We start from the raw sequence: 21,197 nt of genomic DNA on the forward strand, positions 1-21,197 counted from the left end.
CTGAACCGCCCGGCGATCTGCCGGGCGGTTCAGCCATTAGAAGCGTACTCGAACCCCGGCCAGGAAATTACGTCCGGCCTGTGGATAATAGCCATTATCGGCGGTTACTTTCCCTTCGGAGATGTATGCGTAGGTGTAGCCATTCGACTCATACAGTTCGTTTAGAACGTTATTGAACAGGAGGGTAAAGGCAATTTCCTGCGCGAACTTGGGCTTGATGGAATAGATGATCCGGATGTCGTTCGTGAAGTATGGATTTAGCTTCCGGCTTTCATTCGACGTATTGTCCATGTACTGTTTCCCAACATATTTCGAAAGTAACCCCAATTCCAGCCCTTTGGCGGGGGTGAACAGCAACTGCGATCCGGCAATGATGTTCGGCGAAAATGATATGTCCGTTTCGCTGTAGGTCCGTCGCTCCTGGGAACCGTTGTCAAAATTATCCAGATACTCGGTAAAGTTTTTGACCCGGTTGCGGCTAAAGGTCGCATTGACGTTCCAGCGAAGTTGTTTGGCCAGTCGTGCGCCAGCTTCCAGTTCCAGCCCAGCCCGGTAGCTGATCGGAATATTTACCCGGTTATACGCGCCAACATCGTTGAGCTGACCCGACAATACCAGCTGATTGCGGTAATTCATGTAGTACGCATTGACGGTAAACGCCACTTGACTGGTCTGAATTTTGTAACCCGCTTCATAATCGATCAGTCGTTCTGACTTCGGACGGCTCTCCGGCGTCGACTGGGTGTAATCATCGCGGTTTGGTTCGCGCTGGCCTACACCAACCGAGGCATAAGCGGTACTGCGATCATTGAGCACGTAGGTGAACCCCGCTTTGGGATTAAAAAATGTCAATTTTGCATCCTGCTGTACATTTTGCAGTTGGCTGTTGAAACCCAGAAATGAGTAGTCGATCGTCCGAACCTGTACGTCGACGAACGCATTCAATGGCTTGCTGATCTGATAAAAGGCCTTCGCGTATAGATTGAAGTCACGTTTCGTCGCATCATCGCTGTAGTACCGGTCGCGGATGTTCGTGTTGCCCGCCACACGCGCCCAGATAATTTCGCCGTAGTGCGCGCCCTGGTAATTATTCCAGCCTCCGCCAATGTTAGCGGTCAGCTTACCGAAGCTATTGTAATCGAGCGAAAAAACAGCGCCGTAGAAATCGTTGCTCAGCCAGCGACGGCGAATAATATCAGTCCGGCTAATGGTCGAATCGCCAATAACGACGTTCGGTAGTCCGTAATTGCTGAATCGGTCATTGGGTCGGTATTGTTCGTAATAACCCTTTCCTTTCGTGTAGAAAGCCGAAACATTCAGTCGCCAGTTCCGGCTTAATTCGTGCGAGGTGATAAGCTGGTAATTATCCTGCTGGTAATTATCCGTTTCGTTGTCGTACGTATACACGTTGTACGTACGGTTCGTTTTTAGCAGGTTTTCGGGCACCCCGCCCCACGATTGGTACGTTTGCTCCTGACCCGAAAACACGTTCAGCCGGAAAAAACTCTTTTTTGTGTAATAACCACCTGAGATATAGAACGACCGCAAATCAGAGAAAGCCCGATCGACATAGCCATCGGAATAAATCTTTGATAGTCGGGCATCGAGTACGAAGTGGTTACTGAGCAACCCCGTTCCAGCCAACACATTGACCTTGCGCGTGCCGAACGAGCCACCCGACAGGTTGACTTCGGCATAGGGTTTTTCTTCCAGCTTGTTTGTCTGAATATTGACCGACGCCCCGAAAGCACCTGCGCCGTTGGTCGACGTGCCTACGCCCCGCTGAATCTGAATGCTGCTCACCGAGGAGGCAAAATCAGGCATGTTCACAAAGAAGGTTCCCTGCGATTCGGCATCGTTGTATGGAATGCCATTGAGCGTGACGTTTACACGCGTCGCATCGGACCCGCGAATACGGATACCCGTATACCCAACACCCGCACCTGCGTCGGAAGTTGTCACGATGGAAGGGGTAAAATTGAGAAGCTGCGGAATATCCTGTCCCAGGTTCAGCTTGTTCAGGTCCCGGCGCGTAACGTCTGTGTACGCAATGGCTGATTTCTGATTGGCGCGTGTCGCGCTTACGACCACTTCGTCGACAGCCACCGCCGTTCTGGCCAGACTAACGGAAAGCGTTTTGTTTTGCGTTACGTCCAGTACCTGCGTTTGGGGCTCATAGCCCAGGAGCGACACACGAAGTAATACGGAGCCCGGCTTCACATTTGTGAGCTGAAACGCACCGTTCGCATCCGTAAAAGTCCCTTTGTAGGTGCCTTCAATGGTGATTGCTGCGCCGGGTAACATACCGCCCTCGGCATCATTGACCGTGCCCGAAATGGCGTATTGGGCCCAGGCAGGTAGGCTGACTAGCCATAGCAAAGCTGTTGAAAGAAGTAAATAGACAGACTGTTGTCTTGAGTACTGTAGCTCAATCGTCGGTTTTTTCATGATGAAAAACGTGACGATAGGCAAGGGGCCAAACCTATCTCTGGTTAGATATAGTTGTTGGTTAGTTCTGACCACGGTATGAAACCGTGACTACATTTCCCTTCGCAGCATTACCCGCGCAGGTTCAATGGGTATAATCTCAGCCCGTTGTTATGAGGCACCCCTTAGAAGATTAGCGACGCAAAGTTAAGGTAAATTTAACAAAACAAGATTTCGCGTCGATCGTTTTTAGCAATATACCAGTATATTGACGTATGAGTGAGTTTGATTTGGTTGTGTTAGAAGAAGATACGGACAGTGGTCGTTTGAAAGTGGGCGACGTTGGTACTATCCTGACCGTTTACAATGAAGGGAAAGCCTTTGAAGTCGAATTTGTGACGTTGACCGGCGAAGCCGTGGCGATTGAGACACTGTTAGCCCACCAGATTCGCCCCGTACGACCCTCAGAAGTTATGGCTGTACGCGATATGGCTGTTGAATAAACAATTCTTCTGTAAACTTTTGAGCATTACGCTTTTCCGCAATTACAAATATTCCTAATTTTGCAGTCCAAATTGCAAACAGATGAGCAAAAAGAACAGCGGACTGGATTTTTTGGAAGACCCGGACGCATTAGAGGGGCGATTAGAGGATGTTGGTGACTTTTTCCAGCAGAACCGAAATATTGTTTTAGGCGTGATTGGCGGCATTGTATTGCTGGTCGTCGGTTATTTCGGCTATCGGTATTACGTCAGTAGCCAGGATGAAACGGCACAGGTCGAACTGTTCCCATCCGTCTATCAACTCGAAGCCGACTCCCTTAAAAAAGCCCTCAACGGCGATGGTAGAACCCCTGGCTTGCTGGCTGTTGCAGACAACTACGGTGCAACGAAGGGCGGTAATCTGGCCGAATTCTATGCTGGCGTTGGTTTGTTGAAACAAGGTAAATATGACGAAGCTATCGATCACCTGAAAAGCTTCAGTTCATCGGATTTGCTGGTGCAGGGTCGTGCTTACGCCCTCATTGGTGATGCATACGTAGAAAAGAAGAGCTACGATGAAGCGGCTGATTATTACCAGAAAGCCGTTGATTACAAACCGAATAAATTCTTCACACCTGGCTATCTGCTGAAGCTGGCTGTTGCCCGTGAGCAGGCAAAGCAAAACGATAAAGCCCTCGAAGCATACACTACGATTATTGACAAGTATCCACAATCTGCCGAGGCCGTTAGTGCCAAGAAGTACAAATCCGTGCTTGAAGCAACGGTCGGCGAGTCATAGGCGTACTTGAATAACTCAATACTGCAAAGGACAAAGCCGACCGAGGTTTTGTCCTTTTTTTGTTGACCGGAATTGCGCTGAGCTACGGATTAGCCGAATTAAAGGCTTAGGTTTCAACAACTGACCACTCTGTAAATCAGCGCAATTTCGGTCGGAAAGTTAGTTTACTTAGCAAAATCCTGCCGGGTAACCGGTACAATTTATATGGCATCTGACTTAAAAAACCTTAGCGTCTTTTCAACGGACGCGCTTCCTGATGTAAGCGAACGTCGGTTTGCAATTCTCGTTTCCGAATGGAACACAGAGATAACGGAAGCTCTGTTCAGGGGCGCTTATGATACGTTGCTGGCTCACGGCGCAAAAGCCGACCATATTATTCGGGGCAATGTGCCGGGTAGTTACGAGCTGACTTTGGGCGCACAGTGGTTTGCCCAGCGCGACGATATCGATGCGGTTATCGCACTGGGTTGCGTCATTCAGGGCGAGACAAAACACAACGATTACATCAACCATGCCGTAGCGCAGGGCTTGACGACCGTTGGCCTGAAAACGGGTAAGCCGGTTATTTTTGGCGTCTTGACCCCGAATGATCAGCAACAGGCACTAGACCGGGCGGGCGGCATTCACGGCAACAAAGGCGACGAAGCAGCGATCACGGCCATCAAAATGCTGGGTTTGCAAAGACAGGTTTACACTCAATTTTAACTGCTCATTCACCCTTTCACTTTTTAAAAATGCACGTCTGGAAATTTGGCGGAACATCGGTTGGAAAGCCTGATCGCATGCAGTCCATCCGTAACTTGATTACTGAAGATACTACCCGTAAAATCGTCGTTCTGTCGGCGCTTTCCGGCTCTACCAACACGCTATTGGCCATCGGCGAGGCAGCCAAGGTTAATGACGAAGCGGAAGTTGATGCCAAGATCGACTCGCTTAAAACGCATTACGATGCGTTTATCGATGAGCTATACAAAACGCCGGAAGGTAAGGCGGCAGGACAGCAGATCGTTGATACTGAATTCTCGTTCATTCGATCGCTGACCGGCATCAAACCGTTCACGTTAAAGCAGGAGAAGGAACTGGTTGCGGAAGGTGAGTTATTAAGTACGCAGATTTTCCAGGCGTTTCTGGTTGAAGAAGGTGTGCCCTCAACATTGCTGCCCGCGCTGGAATTTATGCGGATCGATGCGGACAACGAACCCGAAATCCACTACACGGAAGAAAAGCTAGCTGAGTTACTAGCTCAACATACTGACAAACAAATCATCGTAACGCAGGGCTTCATCTGCCGGAATCCGCGTGATGAAGTCGATAACCTCAAACGGGGTGGCTCCGATTATACGGCTTCCCTGATCGGAGGAGCCATTCGGGCCGACGAAATTCAGATCTGGACGGATATTGACGGGATGCATAACAACGATCCGCGGATTGTGAAAAACACATTCCCGGTTCGTGAGCTGACGTTCGATGAAGCGGCTGAACTGGCTTATTTCGGTGCCAAAATTCTGCATCCGTCCACCATTACGCCTGCCCGTATGTTCGGCGTTCCCGTGCGGCTCAAGAATACGATGGACCCCAGCGCACCTGGTACGCTCATTGCCGACAGAACAAGTGATCAGGTATTTAAGGCGATTGCTGCGAAAGATGGCATCACGGCCTTATACATCCATTCAACCCGTATGCTGAATGCGTACGGATTCCTGCGCCGTATTTTCGAAATATTCGAGAAATACAAAACCCCGGTCGATATGCTGGCTACGTCGGAAGTATCAGTGTCGGTTACGATCGATAATACAGATCGAATTCAGGAGATCTCGGATGAGTTAAGTCAGTTCTGTACGCTTGAAGAGCCAGATTCTGACCAGACGATTATCTGTATCGTTGGTAATTTCAGTGCTGACAATGAGGGAGTAGCCTTGCGGGTGTTCAATGCTATGAAGAATATCCCGATCCGGATGATTTCGTACGGCGGCACCGAAAGCAATCTGTCGTTGCTTGTTCACAGCCGATACAAAGCAGACGCGCTCAACGCGTTGAATGACGGACTTTTTTCGCTGTAAACCATCACAGCAAATACAAGACAAAAACGAGCGTTGGCTCGTACAATCGCAATGCTTCAACTGAATTTCATCCGCGACAACAAAGAAACCACCCTAGCCGGGTTACGCAAGCGGAATTTTGCCAATGCCGAAGTCGTGGTAGAGCAAGTACTGACACTTGATCAGCAACGACGCGATACACAGCGCGAACTTGACGATGTACTGGCTCAATCCAATATGAAAGCCAGCCAGATCGGCGCCTTGATGAAGGCCGGTGATAAAGCAGCTGCTGAAGCTGCTAAAGCTGAAACGGCCGAACTAAAGACGCGCTCGAAGGAGTTGGCTGATACGTTACGCCAGGTAGAAGTGGACATGCAGGCTGTGCTGGTAACCATTCCCAACCTGCCCCACAGCAGTGTTCCGGAGGGTCGTACGCCGGAAGATAACGAGGTGCTGTTAGAGCATGGTGAAAAGCCGGTACTGGCTGAAGGCGCTCAACCGCATTGGGAGCTTATCAAGAAATACGACATTATCGATTTCGAGCTAGGTGTCAAGATTGCTGGTGCGGGTTTTCCCGTGTATAAAGGAAAGGGCGCGCGGATTCAGCGAGCGATGATTAATTTCTTCCTCGACGAAGCGATGAAAGCCGGTTATCTGGAAGTACAGCCGCCGGTTGTCGTCAACGAAGATTCTGGTTTCGGGACAGGTCAACTGCCTGACAAAGAAGGACAGATGTATTACATCAATGAGGAGAAGCTCTACCTGATTCCAACGGCAGAAGTACCCATCACGAACATGTACCGCGACGTGATTTTACCGGAAAATCAGCTACCGGTGAAAAACGTAGGGTATACGCCCTGTTTTCGGCGCGAAGCGGGTTCGTGGGGGGCACACGTTCGTGGCCTGAACCGATTGCATCAGTTCGATAAGGTTGAACTCGTGCGGATCGAAAAACCCGAAAATTCGTATGCCGCTCTGGAGGAAATGAGTCTGCATGTGCAGTCACTGTTGCAGAAGCTCGAGTTGCCGTATCGGGTATTGCGGCTGTGTGGTGGTGACATGGGTTTCACCTCAGCCCTGACGTATGATATGGAAGTCTGGTCGGCCGCTCAGCAGCGGTGGCTGGAAGTTAGCTCGGTGTCTAACTTCGAAACGTATCAGGCCAACCGACTCAAACTACGGTCGAAAGTAGAGGGGAAAATGCAGTTGCTCCATACGCTCAATGGGTCGGCGCTGGCGCTGCCCCGGATTCTGGCGTCAATTCTGGAAAATAACCAGACAGCGGAAGGCATTCGCATTCCAGCCGTTCTGGCTCCGTATTGTGGCTTCGAGGTAATCGACTAACAATCGCAGGAGTAATTTCCGTAACCGGGATAACGGGGCGACAGGTTGCCCGAAATGCTGACGACACGATCAAGGGCAATCTTGTCGCCCGTTGCCAGTTCGAGCCACTCAGTTCCGTCCTGCTGAACGAGTTGCTTGATTGTGACATCGGCTTTGATGAATTCGTTCAGGTCCGTCAGGTACTCGATGCGGACGAATTTTCCGGGAATGATCGCATCGCGGAATAACGTATCGGATGCGACGAAGTCAGGAGCGGTAATCGGTGAAGTTTCCATACGCATAGAACAAGATACACAAACGAAACGTGCCCCAGTTCAGAACGGAGGCACGTTTCGTTTGTACGGAGTGATCGCTTGCTGACTTGTTTTTCATATGCCGTATCTCCAAGATACGGCATATGAAAAACAAGTCAGCGAAAAACCCTGTTGATTAGTAACCTACTGTTTCCAGTTGCTTCTGAAATTCGCGCAGGATCGTTTCTTTCATAGCGATCTTACGCTTCTGCGTATTGATTTTATTCAGAACCTGCTTGTCGGCGTCGTTATTTGGATCGAGACCATCAGCGTCCTGGAGTGCAAATTGAAGATCGCTCTTTTCCCGTTTGACGAGGTATTCCATCTCCCGGATTTTGGTCCGAATCTGCTCAGACTGGCTTTTCAGCTCAAACGCCGGATACTTGCGGGACAGCACGCGTCCGAGGTAGCTTAACTCAAAAATCTTGTCGCAGGCCGCCCGGAAACGTTCGTTCAGAACCTTATCCTGTAATTTAAACGGCACCCGAACCTCTTTCCAGCTGTTCAACAGGACTTTAGCGCGCTCGGCAGCGGCAAAAATATCCGACTGTTTCGCCAGACTTTCGGCCTCATCGGCCATTTTCATCTGAGCCTCAATGCGCGGATCGACCTTCTTCTCGATGACAATGCCCTTCACGTCATTATATTTCGTGTAGAACATGGTCGTCGCTTTCTTGAACTGCTTATACAGCTTTCCGCTTTTCTTGATCGGTACTTCACCGACCGCTTTCCAGGCGTTGTTCAGCCGACGTACTTCCTGAAAAGCCGCGTCGAGGTCGCCTAGCCGGTTTGCCCGGAAGGCCAGCCGGATTAGCTCATCGTACTTGTCCAGCCGCTCCTGAATGACCTTGTTCTGCTCGTTGAAGAATTCGCGTCGACGCTGGAAGAACCCATCCAGCAGTTCCTGAAACCGCCCTTCGATTTCGGTTTCTGTGCCTTTATCGACGGGCCCGGTCTTGATCCACTTCGTTTTGATTTCCTGCAACTCGTCTGCCGTTGTCCGCCAGTCGGTACTATTAACGATCGCTTCGGCATCGGCAATCAGCGCGCGTTTGATCTCCAGATTTTTGAGTTGATTGACCGTAATCAACTCGGCCAGCAACTGCTCCTGGGCATCCAGCCGGTCGAGCAGGGGAGGAAACTCACCGAGGGCATCAAAGCCAAGCAGTTTTTTTCGGAGCTGAACCAGTTTTGTCAGGTAAGAACCCTTGTTCTGTGCCTCGTCAATGTCTTTCTCTAACTGGCTGACCTTATTTTCGGCGATGATGAAGCGATTCTTAAAATAGTCGAGCGCTTCCTGCTCAGTTCGTTTAACTTCGCCAATCTGGCGATCTTCGTAATTCAGGTAGCCTTTCAAAAATACCTTTCCGTCTTTGACGTAACCGTATTCATCTACCAGTGAAGCGTTTTCCATTACTATAACTTGGTTAAGGCTGCGCTGTGGGTTAATTTTGGGAATAATTGCCAACCACAAATCTATTAGAAATTAATGAGTCAGGAAACCATAATTTTCTCCATGGCGGGCGTGAGTAAAAATATTCCGCCTAACCGACAAATCCTAAAGAACATATACCTTTCCTTTTTTTACGGTGCTAAAATCGGTGTTTTGGGATTAAATGGCTCCGGTAAATCCACCCTGTTGCGCATTATTGCCGGTATCGATAAGAGCTACACGGGTGAGGTTGTTTTTTCGCCTGGTTACTCGGTTGGTATGCTCGAACAGGAGCCACAGTTCACGGCTGGTAAAACCGTTCGCGAAGTGGTGGAGGAGGGCGTGCAGGAAGTCGTTAATCTGCTCAAAGAATTCGACGAAATCAACGAAGCGTTTGGTGATCCTGACGCTGACTTCGATAAACTGATTACCCGTCAGGGCGAAGTGCAGGAAAAACTTGATCACTATAACGCCTGGGAACTCGATCAGAAACTCGAACGGGCCATGGACGCCCTGCGCTGTCCGCCACAGGATGCGCTGATCGATAATCTGTCAGGGGGCGAAAAACGCCGGGTTGCTTTGTGTCGTCTATTGCTCCAACAACCCGATGTATTGCTGCTCGATGAACCGACCAACCACCTGGATGCGGAATCGGTTCTCTGGCTGGAAGAACACCTGCGTCAGTATAGCGGTACGGTTATCGCCGTGACCCACGATCGCTATTTTCTGGATAACGTAGCGGGCTGGATTCTTGAACTCGACCGGGGTGAAGGTATTCCCTGGAAAGGCAACTATTCGTCGTGGCTGGATCAGAAACAGCAGCGGCTCGCTAAAGAAGAAAAGACCGAATCGAAGCGGCAAAAAACGCTTCAGCGCGAGTTGGAGTGGGTTAAGATGGCTCCCAAAGCGCGTCAGGCCAAGTCGAAAGCCCGGCTTGGGGCGTATGAACGATTGCTGGATGAAGATAATCGCCAGAAGGAGGAACGGCTCGAAATTTTCATTCCGTCGGGGCCACGTCTGGGCGCGAAAGTTATTGAGGCCGAAGACGTTTCCAAAGCTTATGGCGATAGATTACTCTTCGAACATCTAGGGTTCCGATTACCCCAGGGCGGCATTGTTGGTATTATTGGCCCGAATGGAGCCGGTAAAACGACGCTCTTTAAACTGATTACCGGTCGTGATAAACCCAACTCGGGAACGTTCGATGTGGGCGAAACAGTGAAAGTTGCCTACGTTGATCAGGAACACGATGGTCTTGACGCCAATAAGACGGTATTCGAAACGATTTCGGGCGGTAACGAATGGATTACAATTGGGGGCAAACAATCGAATGCCCGCGCGTATGTAAGCCGGTTCAACTTCGCTGGTGCCGATCAGGAAAAGAAAGTCGGGACGTTATCCGGTGGTGAACGAAACCGTGTTCACCTGGCCATGACGCTGAAGGAAGGCGCCAATCTGCTATTACTAGATGAGCCAACCAACGACTTGGACATCAATACGTTACGGGCATTGGAGGAAGGACTTGAGAATTTTGCGGGATGCGCTGTCGTCATCAGCCACGATCGCTGGTTCCTGGACCGTGTTGCCACGCACATACTGGCGTTCGAAGGTGATTCGCAGGTCTACTGGTTTGAGGGTAATTTTTCGGAGTACGAAGAAAATCGACGCAAACGCTTGGGCTCAGACGCAACGCCAACCCGGATCAGGTACAAAAAACTCGTTTAACGTATCCTTGTGTTGACGGACTTTTTCGTTAAGTCCGTCAACACAAGGTATAGATTGGGCCAACCCATTATGTATTACGGCTATTTCAACGGCACAATTGCCCCCACCGACCAGCTCGCTGTTGGTATCACCGATCTTAGCCTGCTTCGCGGTTATGGGCTGTTCGATTATTTCCTGACATACAACGGTCGCCCCTTTCAGTGGGATTGGTACTGGGAGCGTTTCCAGAATTCGGCGACGCGTATGCATCTGCCGTTGCCGATCGGCAAGCAAGAAACGTATGCTGTGCTCATGGATCTTATGGAACGCAGCGTTGAAGCGGGCTCGCCTGCCGACATGGCGTTTCGGTTTGTGATGACTGGTGGTTACGCGCCCGATAGCATCAGCATTGTCCGGCCAAATCTGCTCATTCTGGCTGAAGAAATTCATCCAACTCCACAAATCCAATACGAACAGGGAATCGCCGTAATACTGGATGAGTATGTGCGGGAGATGGCTGAAGTGAAAAGCACGGATTATAAGCGGGTCATTTTGATGGCGCAGGCCATTCGATCGGCGGGGGCGTCTGACTTGCTTTACCAGAAAGGGGGAGAAATCAGCGAGTTGAGCCGGAGTAATTTCTTTATTGTCAAAGGAAATCAGCTCATTACACCCAACCGGAACATTCTTCACGGAATCACCCGCCGAACCATTCTGCAATTGGCACAAGGCGATTTCGACGTGCAGGAGCGACCCGTATTGCTTTCCGAACTGTACGATGCCGAGGAAGCCTTCACCACCAGCTCGACTAAAAGGGTGCTGCCGATTACCCAGATCGGCGAATTAACGATCGGTAATGGGCACGCTGGCCCCAAAGCGAAGTTTCTGTTGGAACGATTCGATGAACTGGTGAAGAACTGGTAAATACACGTTGGCTACTGAAGAGTAAATGAATTGTTCAGTACCTCAGTCACCATTTCCCCTGTGCTCTAAGCACCTGCTCGATCACATCACGAACCGCGCCCCGGCCACCAACCATCGGCGATATGTAGTCGCATACCGCCTGCACGTCATCGACCGCGTCGGCGGGACACGTACTAAAAACGGCAGCCCGACTCAAAATGGTTAGGTCCGGAATATCGTCGCCCATGTACAGGATGTCAGCTTCGTTGAGGCCGTCGCGGGCAATGTAGCCGAGGTACGCATTTTCCTTCTGATCGGAGGGGCCACCCATAAAAACATCTTTTACGTTCATGGCCGCCAGCCAACTGCGAATACCATCTGCGTTTGCTGACGAAACAATGCCAACCCGAAAGCCCGCTTTTAAGGCTCGTTCAATGGCGTAGGTATCCCGAATAAAAACCGTTCGGAACCGTTCGCCGGAGGCCAGCAGACCGACGCTTCCATCGGTCAGGACACCGTCAACGTCGAAAATAAATGTCCTGATTTGCGTAAATCGTTCTTGTAGCGCTACCATCTGGCAAGTTTAATGAAAACCGACAGACACTTGCGTATTTTTGCTAGATGAATATACATGGATTGTCTCCGGCTGGACTGCCCCCGGCGTTTCGTGAACAGATGCAGGCGCAACTAGGCGCAGACTTTACTGCTTTCGAGTCGGCGCTCACGCAGGAAACGCCTGTCAGTATCCGGATAAATCCGCGAAAACCACAGTACAATACGGCTGATCTGGAGCGTGTTCCCTGGTGTTCAGAAGGCTTTTATCTGCCGGAGCGGCCAAGTTTTACCCTCGACCCACTCTTTCAGGCGGGCGCTTACTACGTTCAGGAAGCGTCGTCGATGCTATTAAAAGAAGCGTTAACGCAAACCACGAATCTGAACCGACCACTACGAGTATTGGATCTTTGCGCAGCTCCCGGCGGAAAAAGTACCTTGCTGGCTTCCTCACTGCATCCCGATAGTCTGTTGATGTGTAACGAAGTCATTCGAAGCCGGGTGTCGGTCTTACGCGAGAATATGGATAAGTGGGGCTATCCGAATGTCGTCATCAGCCATCACGATCCCGAAGATATGGGCAATCTGGCGGGTTTTTTTGATGTGGTCGTTGTCGATGCGCCGTGTTCGGGCGAAGGTCTATTCCGCAAAGATCCCGATGCCATGCAGGAATGGTCGGAAGCGAACGTGCAGCTTTGTTCGGCCCGGCAGAAACGTATTTTATCGGCGGCAGCCCCTTTGCTCGATGAAGGGGGTGTTTTAATTTACAGCACCTGTACGTACAACGATGACGAAAATACGGCCAATGTTCGCTATCTGACGGAACACGGATTTCGTAATCGTCTGCTTATACTGCCATCGGAATGGAATGTAGTCGAGAAAGAAGTTGACGGTGCGGTAGGATACCAGTGTTTTCCGCATCGGGTGCGGGGCGAAGGATTCTTTATCAGCGTATTCAAGAAGACAGCATTCACGGCCACGGTAAAACTGGATGCCCGTACATTCCGCAGCATTCGTGCGCTACGGCCCCGCGAAACAACATCGGCCCTGAAATGGCTACAAAACCCGGCTGATTTTTCGTTGTGGGAAAAACCCAATGGCGACGTCATGGCCTTACCGAAGGCGCTGGAAAAGCAATTCTTATTGCTGGACAGCGCAATTCACAACAAAGGGTTCGGCCTGGAGATGGGTCAGTTCAAAGGGACCGATTTTATTCCATCGCACGCGCTGGCATTAAGTGCCGCCATCAACCAGAGTCTGCCGACCAAACCATTGAGTAAGGAAGAGGCATTGCGTTACTTTAAGAAAGAAAATCTGGTTTTCGATGAGCCCATTAAAGGCTGGCAACTAGCGCAATACGAAGGCGCAAACCTGGGCTGGGTGAAAGGCGTTGGCAATCGGGTCAACAACTATCTGCCCAAAGACTGGCGCATACGGATGGATATCAAAGAATACATATGAAGCGGATTTTCGCCATTACCGGCCTATTACTGGCCGTTATCGTTGTGGGCTACACCCTGGGGCCATCGGCGCACTATGATGCCATAAAAGATGAACCGATTACGCTCGATCCGGATTTAGTGCGGTTAGAAAAAAGTATTGCCGATTCGGAGAGCAAGGCCAACCTGCGTCCTGATAACGAAGCGCGCATCGTGTGGGCCGATAGTCTGCATAAGGTTAAGACGCCCTACAGTATCGTATATATTCCCGGCTTTGGGGCAACCTGGGCCGAGGGCGATCCGATTCATAAGCAACTGGCACAGCATTTCGGCTGTAATCTCTATCTGGCCCGTACGTATGGTCACGGAGTAGATTCACCCGATGCGCTCAAGGATCTGACACCCGGAAAATATGCCGGATCAGCGGAACGGGCGCTGGCCATTGGGAAGGAACTGGGCGAAAAGGTGATTGTCATGGGAACCTCGGCGGGTGGTATGCTTTCGCTTTATCTGGCTGCCCATCATCCCGAAATTCATAGCCTGATTCTCTACTCGCCCTGTATCGCCGTGGCAAATCCGGCCTTAACGCTGGTGACCAAACCCTGGGGCAAACAGATCTTGCATCAGGTATTTGGGGGCGATTATGTCGTTAGTTCATACAAGCAACCCGGACGCAGTCGGTACTGGCTACCACAATACCATACCAATGGGCTGATTACGCTTCAAACGATGCTGGAGGAATACATGACACCGGAGCAGTTTCAGAAAGTGAAGCAGCCCGTGTTCCTTGGCTATTACTACAAGGATGACGCCCATCAGGATAAAGTCGTTTCTGTTGCGGCTATGCTTACCATGTTTGACGAACTGGGTACCCCCGTTGACAAGAAAGAAAAGGTGGCTTTCCCCGACGCGGGTGAACACGTTATTGCGTCTCATTTTACCTCGGGCGATTTGAAAGGCGTTTATCAAGCCACCGAAAAATTTATGAGCGATGTCCTGAAATTACCGGCGGCCCCCTTGTCAACGCCTGCTGTTGCATTTCGTTCAAACGGTGGTGCGACCAAAAAATAACCTAACTTTGGCGTCTCATTGTCCTTTTGATCAGCCTCAGAATGGATCAGGCACGGGCTTAGGTCGAAGTGTCTGGTACAATGAACCGGTAAACGTCATAAACTGAAAATCGCACCGGGTTACCCGGTACAAACTTACTATCAATGGCTTACGGATTACTGAACGGAAAACGCGGCATCATTTCCGGTGCCTTAGACGAAAAATCAATTGCTTGGAAAGTCGCTTTGAAGGCGAAAGAAGAAGGGGCTACCTTTACCTTGACCAATGCGCCGATCGCTATGCGTATGGGCGCTATCAGGCAGTTGGCCGAGCAATGTAGCGCCGAAATTATTCCGGCAGATGCTACGTCGGTTGAGGACCTCGAAAACCTGTTTACCAAATCAACGGAGGTACTTGGCGGTAAAGTTGACTTCGTACTCCATTCGATTGGTATGAGTCCAAATATCCGCAAAGGCAAAGCGTATACCGATCTGAATTACGACTGGTTCAAGCAGAGCATTGATATTTCGGCGTTGTCGTTCCACAAAATGCTGCAAACGGCGTATAAGCTCGATGCAATCAACGAATGGGGATCCGTGGTGGCTCTGACTTACATGGCTGCCCAGCGCACATTTCCGTTCTACACGGACATGGCCGATGCGAAAGCGGTTCTGGAATCCATTGCCCGCAGTTTTGGGTATCGCTATGGCAAAGAGCGTCATGTGCGGGTAAATACCGTTTCGCAGTCACCTACACCAACAACGGCTGGTGGCGGCATTGGCGGCTTCGACAAATTTTATGATTTTGCCGACAAAACCTCGCCCCTCGGTAACGCAACTGCCGATCAGTGCGCCGATTACGTAGTAACGCTTTTCTCTGACCTGACCAAAATGGTAACGATGCAAAACCTATTCCACGATGGGGGCTTCTCGATGACGGGTATTTCGGAGGAAGTGATGCAGCTGATAACTAAAGAAGCAGAGTAGAATAGCTTCGCACTAGCTTACAAGCAGGAAGGCGGCTGGTTCTGATATAATGTCAGAACCAGCCGCCTTCTTCGTTGAATGAAGCCTGATCAGTTAGAATTTGATTTCCTGCGTCAGGTACGTCGCCTGTTTGTCACCTTTGATCTGTACCGTCGCCGTTAGCGGTTTCGCTTTCCAGTTAACGGTGATCAAGCCATAGTTTAGCTCGCTTACTATTGGGCCAACGCGGTAGCTGTTTGGTTCTTCGTGGGGTGCCGAAACGTGCGTTAAACCACTACTGGTAATGTCGAAAAGGTCGTAGTTTAGGCCCGGTAGTTTGATCTTCGATACTTCGGCCATGTGGCGATCTCCGCTGATGAGCATTGCTCCTTTCGGTTTCGTCTTGCTCAGCAAATCCAGAAACCGTTGGCGCGACGTGGGGAAGTTACCCCATTTCTCGTAAACATGTTCGTTGGGCAAAAACTGGATGCCGCAGCCGATAATGTGCACATCGGCATCAGAGTTGGTCAGTTGTTGTTCCAACCATTGCCACTGAGTTTCGCCCAGTATGTCGCCGGATGGGTCCGGTACGTTCTTTTTACCTTCTTTCTTCAGCGGATCACGGAAGTAGCGGCCATCGAGCAGAATCACTTTAACCCGTTTACCCTGTGGTCCATACACGTTGGCCGAGTAAGCGCCTTCCTGACTGCGCAATGGGCTATTCGTCGGAACATCCAGAAAATCGAGCATCAATTGCTGACTTTCTTTCCGGCGAGGATATTCTTTACCCCCGTCGTTGACGCCATAATCGTGGTCGTCCCAAACACCAATGACAGATGCCGATTGCCGTAATTGCTGGTAGAATGGGTCCGATTTTTGATTGGTATACTTAGCTTTCAGCGTGTCCATATTCTCCGAATCACCGTAAATGTTGTCACCCAGCCATACCCAGACATCGGGTTTCTGCGCGGCAATATCATCCCATAGGGGTCTTGGCCGTTTCTGGTCGCTGCACGATCCGAAAGCGATTGTGGTGATCGGTTTTTGTTCCTGCGAAGAGGCCGTATCTGGTTTGGATGAACGACATCCGGCTAATGCAACGCATCCAATAAGTCCCAGCGTGATAAATTTTCTCATTCGATCGATTGGGTTATCTACAGCGTAAAAATAAAGAAGCCATTCTGATACGGCATCAGCTTCAAGATTTGTTAACACTGGGCCACGATCGGATCATACGAATCTACTCGTCCCAGCTTCGTATGATCCGACTGCCACTTTCAGTGGCCTCAGCGCGAATAAAACTGTCCACTTCCTGCTGAAGCTCCTCGACGTGCGAAATAATACCGACTACCCGATTTTCGGAACGTAGGGCTTTCAGGGTTTTAAAGACGGTTTGAAGCGCGTCTTTATCCAGCGTTCCAAATCCCTCATCCAGAAAGAACAAATTCTGTTTAGCCTTCGTCAGATGCTGAATGTTGTCCGACAGCGCCAGGGCGAGCGATAACGCAGCCTGGAACGTCTGCCCACCCGAGAGTGTCTTAACGCTTCGAACCTCGCCCCCGTTGAGGTAATCGCGCACCTGAAAGCTGTTCTTATCATCCAATTCCAGCTTCAACTGGTTGTTGGTCAGCTTGAAGAAACGCTCATTGGCCGATTCGCAGAGATTGCGGAGGTAAACCGACGAAACGTAATTGACAAAACCCTGCGCCCGGAACAGTTCGTCCATCTTCTTCAAATCCTGCCGTCGAAGATCCAGTTCGTCATAGCGTTTCTGGTGTTCCTGTTTCTGCTGCCATTGTGCTTCCAGCGTAGTTAATACCGTAGTAGCCCGACCGTGGTCTTTGTTGAGCTCGTCTTTCTGGGCATGCAACGTGGTCAGCTGTCGTTGAATGGCCGCTAATGCCGCCGGGTCGAAGGGATGTTCTGCCAGTTCCGTTTCCAGCGTTTCGACCTGTTGCTGTAGACCACTGCGTTTTTCGTTGTACTCCTTGATTCGCTGTTTTTCCTGACGCACATCCAAGGCCGATCCTAGGATACGGGTCACCTGTTCGCGAATCAGCCCCTGCTTCGTAAGGTTATTGTCAATCGTATTGTCTAACGTCTGGATGTCCTTGGCAATGTCGGCCAGTTGATTGGCTAGTTCCTGAAGTTGGGCCTCCGTGGCCGCCACTTCTTTCTCGGCGTTTCCCTTCTGCTTATCGGCATCGTCAAAATTGAGCTTTGTCTGGTCATACGACCGGGTCAGTGATTTGCGCAGACCGTCAATCTGATTCAAGTCCCAGGCGTTCACTTCGTCAAGCCGGAAATGTTCCAGTGATTCGATGTCACGCTTCAGCTGACCATTTAATCCCGCGATGGCGTTATCGGCTTCCGCCACTTTTTTCGCTACTGTGTTATAGGTCGCTTCGGTTTCTTCGATGAGTTTTTCCAGTTCCCGAACGGCTTTCTGCGCAGCCTGAAGCTTTTGTTGTCCATCGCTTTCCTGTTTGATAGCCTGTACGATTTGCCCCTCCTGCTCTTTGGAGAACTCCGGCCAGACAAACGTATCCTCATGTTCAGTAAGTTGCTGAACTACCCCGGCTCGTTCCTGCATCAGCCGCTTCCCGTTAGTTAGTTCACCGCGTAGCTGCGTTGTGAGTTCCTTAATGGTCAGTTGAAGGGTAGTTGTCTCTTCAATGCGTTGCTTGACTTTTTGCAAAGCCGCCCGGCTTCGTTCCAGATCGTCCGCTTCGGCATTGCCTCTGTGTCGGGCTGGATGATGGTCTGAGCCGCAAAGGGGACAGGGCTTACCTTCAGTCAGGGTGTCAGCATACTTTCGTAGTTCATCCTGGACCAACATCTGCCGGTGTTTTGTGTCCCGCTCTTCGCGAATAACTTTCAGCTGCGAAAGGGCCTCGTCAATCTGGTCAGGTAGCACCTTCAGTGCCAACTGAGTCCATTCGGATTTAAATCCGACTAAGGCTTCGTCTTTACGCTGCTTGAGTTGCTCAAGGGTCAAATCATAGTTGTCCAGCGCCGTTTGTAGGTCGTCAGCCTGTTTCTTTAGCGGTTTATAGGCCGTAAACCAGTTTTGCACCTTATACAATCGTTCGAGATTTGAGGTTTGCCCGAGGGCCGTGTCGAGAACAAGTTGTTGCTGCGTACGATCTGTCTTGTAACGGTCGAGTTGACTGGTTTGCTGATTGAGCTGTGTTGTCAACGAATCTCGGTTACGTAGTTGGAGGCTGATCGATTGCTGCACCGTTCTTATCGTCTGAACCGTATCTAACTCATCGATCTTTTGCTGTAGTTCGTTGCGTGTCTCGTATGCCTGTTTGGCTGCCTCATAGACACCCTGCAAACTAGCCAGCCGCTTCGTTATTGCACCAAGCTGCTGGTTGGCGGTACGTTCGGCCTCGGTCAGTGTTGATTGCTTACGGATGAGTTTTTCCAGACTAGCAAGATCGGCCTGGAAAAGCAGTAGGCAACTTTCGTAAATCGCTATATCACTCTCCAGCTGGCGGTATGCAGGTGCCTGCGTAAGCAACTGGCCAAGTTCCTGCTGAATGGTCATTAAAGTCTTGCTTCGGCTCTGGCTGTCGAGTAACCGCTTTTCGTCGGGGAGCAGCGCTTTAATTTCATCGTCTTTGCGCGTCAATAACGCTGAAATGTCCTTAATACTGACCCTGGCGAGATCGATCGCTTCCGGATTCACTGTTTCCAGTGGGGCCAGCAGACCACGTAACTCCGAAAGCTGTTCATCATTGGCTTTGCTCAAGCGCCCAACCCGACCGGCCAGATCGTACTGATCCAGCTTGAATAATCGGTTCATCATTTCTGTCCGCTCACGGGGACTGAGTTCCAGAAACTCCCGAAACTGGTTTTGGGGAATGATGATTGTTCGCTTGAAGTTGTCGTAATCCAGGCCTAAAATTTCCTTCGACAGCAGCGAAATCTCTTCTTTCTCGTTACCAATCGGTTTCCAGTCGCCTTCCTGATACATGAACATCCGGCGTTCGCCGGGGCCTATCTCATGATGCTTCTTGGGATGGCGTTTCGCTTCATAGATAAATTTATACAGGTTCTGGTCGGGCCCCGCCTGAAACTCAAAATCGATAAGCAAATGCTTTGATTTCAGATTCATCATATTGTACTGGCGGTTATCGCGGCTATTCAGGCGCTCTGTTTCGCCGTATAGGGCAAAGCTGATGGCTTCCAGTAGTGACGTTTTGCCGCTGCCTACTTTACCAAAAATGCCAAAAACGCTCGACTGAATTAATTGCCGGAAATCAATTTCCTGTTTGTCCTGGTATGAATAGAGCCCTTGAATCGATAGTTTAATAGGTATCATTCCGATTCGGTTGCTAAAATCTCTTTGAACAACTGCTGAAGCCGGTCGTTCGGCTCCTGTCCTTTGTTCTTGCTCTTAAAATAGTCGGCAAATAACGATTCCATACTTTGGGTCAGGTCGATGGCCTGAGTGGTTTCCTGTTCGGGCAATTCAATATCCCGAACGTCGGGAATAATGGTCACTAGCGATCCATGTGCCTGCTGAAGCTCACGCCGTTCTTCACTGGTCAGATACGTTGGCGTTTGTAACGTAATTTCGGCGTAGCAGTCAGGGTTCTCTTTAAGCCAGTCGACCGCTTCATCCACCCGTTTGAATCGGGGGCGTAACAGGCGTTTCCCTGTTTTCAACGGGATTGGTGTAATCGTTACGGCTTGTCCCGGTTCGGCATCGACCAAAACCACGTATTTCTGCTGGTCCGCTTCCGCAAAACTGTAGGCCAGGGGGCTACTGCTATAAACAACAGGACTAGGGCCACCGGCAATTTCCTGGTATCGATGCAAGTGGCCGAGAGCCGTGTACTGAACTTGCGGAGGAATCATATCCGTGTAAACGACTGAGGCACCCCCAACCTGTAGAATACTCCGCTCATCGTCCGACTCTTCCGGTTGCTCGCCACCCCGTTTCATCACGAACAAATGGGCGATCAGAAGATTAATGCCTTTAGCGTCCATATAGGTGTCAGCCAATGTTGCCCAGTGGTGCTGGAGCTGTTGGCGAAGTTCATCACCAAAACTTGTCTGACCGAAATAGGACCGCATCCGCGCTTCATTAGCGTAGGGCGTAAGAATCAAGCGCACGGGCGCACCCTGCCCTGGTAACTTCAGTTCAATGAATCCCGGCGCAGAGCGAAGTAGCTTGGCTTCACAGCTTAGTGCGTAGGCGCGAACCTCCGTTTTAGGAAAACCCGCAAAGATAATGCCGCACTCGCGGCCAAAGTGATCCTGCGCTTCTATCCGATCCGGATTGTCGTGGTTACCCGCAATAACTACCACGGGTCGGTTACCACCCGCCGTTAATTGCTTCAGTGTACTATATAATAAGTCTTCTGCTCTAGGGTCGGGATTAAACGTATCAAACAGGTCGCCCGCTACAACGATTAGGTCAACTTGTTCGCGGTCGGCAATCGCAATGATTTCTTCTAATACGGTTTGCTGTTCCTGAAACCGCTGGAAATCCAGCAATCGCTTTCCCAAATGCCAATCTGCTGTGTGTAGTATTTTCATCGATTTGTTGTTACACGGGTCTATTCATCATAAATAGAAGGATGCAATATAATTCATCACGCCTTTAAAACGGGCAAAATGACCCTGGTTTGCGGTTTATTGGGTAATAAAGCGGGTTATAACTGGCTTTCGCTGGTGTTGTTTCAAAATATTTGAAAAATTATTTTGTTACGTAAGTAGTTGAGGGTTGGCGAGTTACCGACTCGTAGTCAATA

Annotated in this window: 17 protein-coding genes; 10 read left to right on the forward strand and 7 right to left on the reverse strand. The window is 50.2% G+C overall.

Annotated features, from left to right (window positions below; translation table 11 throughout):
- Nucleotides 1-36: 36 nt before the first annotated feature.
- Complete coding sequence (locus GK091_RS26955; protein ID WP_164043842.1) at nucleotides 37-2,448, reverse strand: TonB-dependent receptor; 2,412 nt, start codon at nucleotides 2,446-2,448, stop codon at nucleotides 37-39.
- Nucleotides 2,449-2,702: 254 nt separating this feature from the next.
- Here GK091_RS26955 and GK091_RS26960 point away from each other — a divergent pair, with 254 nt between their 5' ends.
- The 5 genes from GK091_RS26960 (at nucleotide 2,703) to serS (ending at nucleotide 7,091) form a co-directional block, all read left to right on the forward strand.
- The gene (locus GK091_RS26960) at nucleotides 2,703-2,930 is read left to right on the forward strand and encodes a DUF4926 domain-containing protein (RefSeq protein WP_164043843.1); all 228 of its coding nucleotides are present in this window, start codon (nucleotides 2,703-2,705) and stop codon (nucleotides 2,928-2,930) included.
- 82 nt (nucleotides 2,931-3,012) lie between these two features.
- Nucleotides 3,013-3,708, forward strand: coding sequence for a tetratricopeptide repeat protein (locus GK091_RS26965; protein WP_164043844.1), 696 nt, complete (start codon nucleotides 3,013-3,015; stop codon nucleotides 3,706-3,708).
- Nucleotides 3,709-3,912: 204 nt separating this feature from the next.
- The gene (gene ribH / locus GK091_RS26970; protein ID WP_164043845.1) at nucleotides 3,913-4,413 is read left to right on the forward strand and encodes a 6,7-dimethyl-8-ribityllumazine synthase; all 501 of its coding nucleotides are present in this window, start codon (nucleotides 3,913-3,915) and stop codon (nucleotides 4,411-4,413) included.
- A gap of 29 nt (nucleotides 4,414-4,442) precedes the next feature.
- Nucleotides 4,443-5,768 carry an aspartate kinase gene (locus GK091_RS26975; RefSeq protein WP_164043846.1) on the forward strand — a complete coding sequence of 442 codons (1,326 nt, stop codon included), beginning with the start codon at nucleotides 4,443-4,445 and terminating at the stop codon, nucleotides 5,766-5,768.
- Between the two features lie 51 nt (nucleotides 5,769-5,819).
- Nucleotides 5,820-7,091, forward strand: coding sequence for a serine--tRNA ligase (gene serS, locus GK091_RS26980; RefSeq protein ID WP_164043847.1), 1,272 nt, complete (start codon nucleotides 5,820-5,822; stop codon nucleotides 7,089-7,091).
- Here serS and GK091_RS26985 read toward each other — a convergent pair.
- Nucleotides 7,088-7,366, reverse strand: a complete 279-nt coding sequence (locus GK091_RS26985; protein WP_164043848.1) for a hypothetical protein — start codon at nucleotides 7,364-7,366, stop codon at nucleotides 7,088-7,090. The two genes, serS and GK091_RS26985, sit on opposite strands and share 4 nt — an antisense overlap.
- 154 nt (nucleotides 7,367-7,520) lie before the next feature.
- Nucleotides 7,521-8,798 (reverse strand): DUF349 domain-containing protein, encoded by a 1,278-nt coding sequence (locus tag GK091_RS26990; RefSeq protein ID WP_164043849.1) that lies wholly within the window; start codon nucleotides 8,796-8,798, stop codon nucleotides 7,521-7,523.
- Between the two features lie 75 nt (nucleotides 8,799-8,873).
- Here GK091_RS26990 and ettA point away from each other — a divergent pair, with 75 nt between their 5' ends.
- Together ettA and GK091_RS27000 are read left to right on the forward strand one after the other, a co-directional pair.
- Nucleotides 8,874-10,541, forward strand: a complete 1,668-nt coding sequence (gene ettA / locus GK091_RS26995) for an energy-dependent translational throttle protein EttA (protein ID WP_164043850.1) — start codon at nucleotides 8,874-8,876, stop codon at nucleotides 10,539-10,541.
- 69 nt (nucleotides 10,542-10,610) lie between these two features.
- A complete protein-coding gene (locus tag GK091_RS27000) occupies nucleotides 10,611-11,444 on the forward strand; it encodes an aminotransferase class IV (protein WP_164043851.1) in 834 nt (277 codons plus the stop codon).
- A gap of 46 nt (nucleotides 11,445-11,490) precedes the next feature.
- Here GK091_RS27000 and GK091_RS27005 read toward each other — a convergent pair whose 3' ends face one another.
- Nucleotides 11,491-11,997, reverse strand: coding sequence for a KdsC family phosphatase (locus GK091_RS27005; protein WP_164043852.1), 507 nt, complete (start codon nucleotides 11,995-11,997; stop codon nucleotides 11,491-11,493).
- A 47-nt stretch (nucleotides 11,998-12,044) separates the two neighbouring features.
- Here GK091_RS27005 and GK091_RS27010 point away from each other — a divergent pair, with 47 nt between their 5' ends.
- From GK091_RS27010 to GK091_RS27020, 3 genes are all read left to right on the forward strand, one after another.
- Nucleotides 12,045-13,436: a methyltransferase RsmF C-terminal domain-like protein gene (locus GK091_RS27010; RefSeq protein ID WP_164043853.1), complete on the forward strand. Its 1,392-nt coding sequence runs from the start codon at nucleotides 12,045-12,047 to the stop codon at nucleotides 13,434-13,436.
- Entirely contained in the window at nucleotides 13,433-14,485 is a 1,053-nt protein-coding gene (locus GK091_RS27015) for an alpha/beta hydrolase (RefSeq protein WP_164043854.1), read from the forward strand. Before GK091_RS27010 ends, GK091_RS27015 begins: the two co-directional genes overlap by 4 nt.
- Nucleotides 14,486-14,628: 143 nt before the next feature.
- Complete coding sequence (locus GK091_RS27020) at nucleotides 14,629-15,450, forward strand: enoyl-ACP reductase FabI (protein WP_164043855.1); 822 nt, start codon at nucleotides 14,629-14,631, stop codon at nucleotides 15,448-15,450.
- A gap of 93 nt (nucleotides 15,451-15,543) precedes the next feature.
- On the opposite strand, the gene GK091_RS27025 is transcribed toward GK091_RS27020, so the two are convergent.
- The 3 genes from GK091_RS27025 to GK091_RS27035 form a co-directional block, all read right to left on the reverse strand.
- A complete protein-coding gene (locus GK091_RS27025) occupies nucleotides 15,544-16,566 on the reverse strand; it encodes an alkaline phosphatase D family protein (RefSeq protein WP_164043856.1) in 1,023 nt (340 codons plus the stop codon).
- Nucleotides 16,567-16,669: 103 nt separating this feature from the next.
- Complete coding sequence (locus GK091_RS27030; RefSeq protein ID WP_164043857.1) at nucleotides 16,670-19,759, reverse strand: AAA family ATPase; 3,090 nt, start codon at nucleotides 19,757-19,759, stop codon at nucleotides 16,670-16,672.
- Entirely contained in the window at nucleotides 19,756-20,982 is a 1,227-nt protein-coding gene (locus GK091_RS27035) for a metallophosphoesterase family protein (protein ID WP_164043858.1), read from the reverse strand. Before GK091_RS27035 ends, GK091_RS27030 begins: the two co-directional genes overlap by 4 nt.
- Nucleotides 20,983-21,197: the final 215 nt, after the last annotated feature.

Origin of the sequence: Spirosoma agri, from assembly GCF_010747415.1 — a bacterium.
GTDB classification, from domain to species: domain Bacteria; phylum Bacteroidota; class Bacteroidia; order Cytophagales; family Spirosomataceae; genus Spirosoma; species Spirosoma agri.

Bases quoted from the DNA above. Each gene is read 5' to 3' on its own strand.
- GK091_RS26955 (WP_164043842.1), bottom strand. From the start codon at position 2,448: ATGAAAAAACCGACGATTGAGCTACAGTACTCAAGACAACAGTCTGTC.
- GK091_RS26960 (WP_164043843.1), top strand. From the start codon at position 2,703: ATGAGTGAGTTTGATTTGGTTGTGTTAGAAGAAGATACGGACAGTGGT.
- GK091_RS26965 (WP_164043844.1), top strand. From the start codon at position 3,013: ATGAGCAAAAAGAACAGCGGACTGGATTTTTTGGAAGACCCGGACGCA.
- ribH (WP_164043845.1), top strand. From the start codon at position 3,913: ATGGCATCTGACTTAAAAAACCTTAGCGTCTTTTCAACGGACGCGCTT.
- GK091_RS26975 (WP_164043846.1), top strand. From the start codon at position 4,443: ATGCACGTCTGGAAATTTGGCGGAACATCGGTTGGAAAGCCTGATCGC.
- serS (WP_164043847.1), top strand. From the start codon at position 5,820: ATGCTTCAACTGAATTTCATCCGCGACAACAAAGAAACCACCCTAGCC.
- GK091_RS26985 (WP_164043848.1), bottom strand. From the start codon at position 7,366: ATGGAAACTTCACCGATTACCGCTCCTGACTTCGTCGCATCCGATACG.
- GK091_RS26990 (WP_164043849.1), bottom strand. From the start codon at position 8,798: ATGGAAAACGCTTCACTGGTAGATGAATACGGTTACGTCAAAGACGGA.
- ettA (WP_164043850.1), top strand. From the start codon at position 8,874: ATGAGTCAGGAAACCATAATTTTCTCCATGGCGGGCGTGAGTAAAAAT.
- GK091_RS27000 (WP_164043851.1), top strand. From the start codon at position 10,611: ATGTATTACGGCTATTTCAACGGCACAATTGCCCCCACCGACCAGCTC.
- GK091_RS27005 (WP_164043852.1), bottom strand. From the start codon at position 11,997: ATGGTAGCGCTACAAGAACGATTTACGCAAATCAGGACATTTATTTTC.
- GK091_RS27010 (WP_164043853.1), top strand. From the start codon at position 12,045: ATGAATATACATGGATTGTCTCCGGCTGGACTGCCCCCGGCGTTTCGT.
- GK091_RS27015 (WP_164043854.1), top strand. From the start codon at position 13,433: ATGAAGCGGATTTTCGCCATTACCGGCCTATTACTGGCCGTTATCGTT.
- GK091_RS27020 (WP_164043855.1), top strand. From the start codon at position 14,629: ATGGCTTACGGATTACTGAACGGAAAACGCGGCATCATTTCCGGTGCC.
- GK091_RS27025 (WP_164043856.1), bottom strand. From the start codon at position 16,566: ATGAGAAAATTTATCACGCTGGGACTTATTGGATGCGTTGCATTAGCC.
- GK091_RS27030 (WP_164043857.1), bottom strand. From the start codon at position 19,759: ATGATACCTATTAAACTATCGATTCAAGGGCTCTATTCATACCAGGAC.
- GK091_RS27035 (WP_164043858.1), bottom strand. From the start codon at position 20,982: ATGAAAATACTACACACAGCAGATTGGCATTTGGGAAAGCGATTGCTG.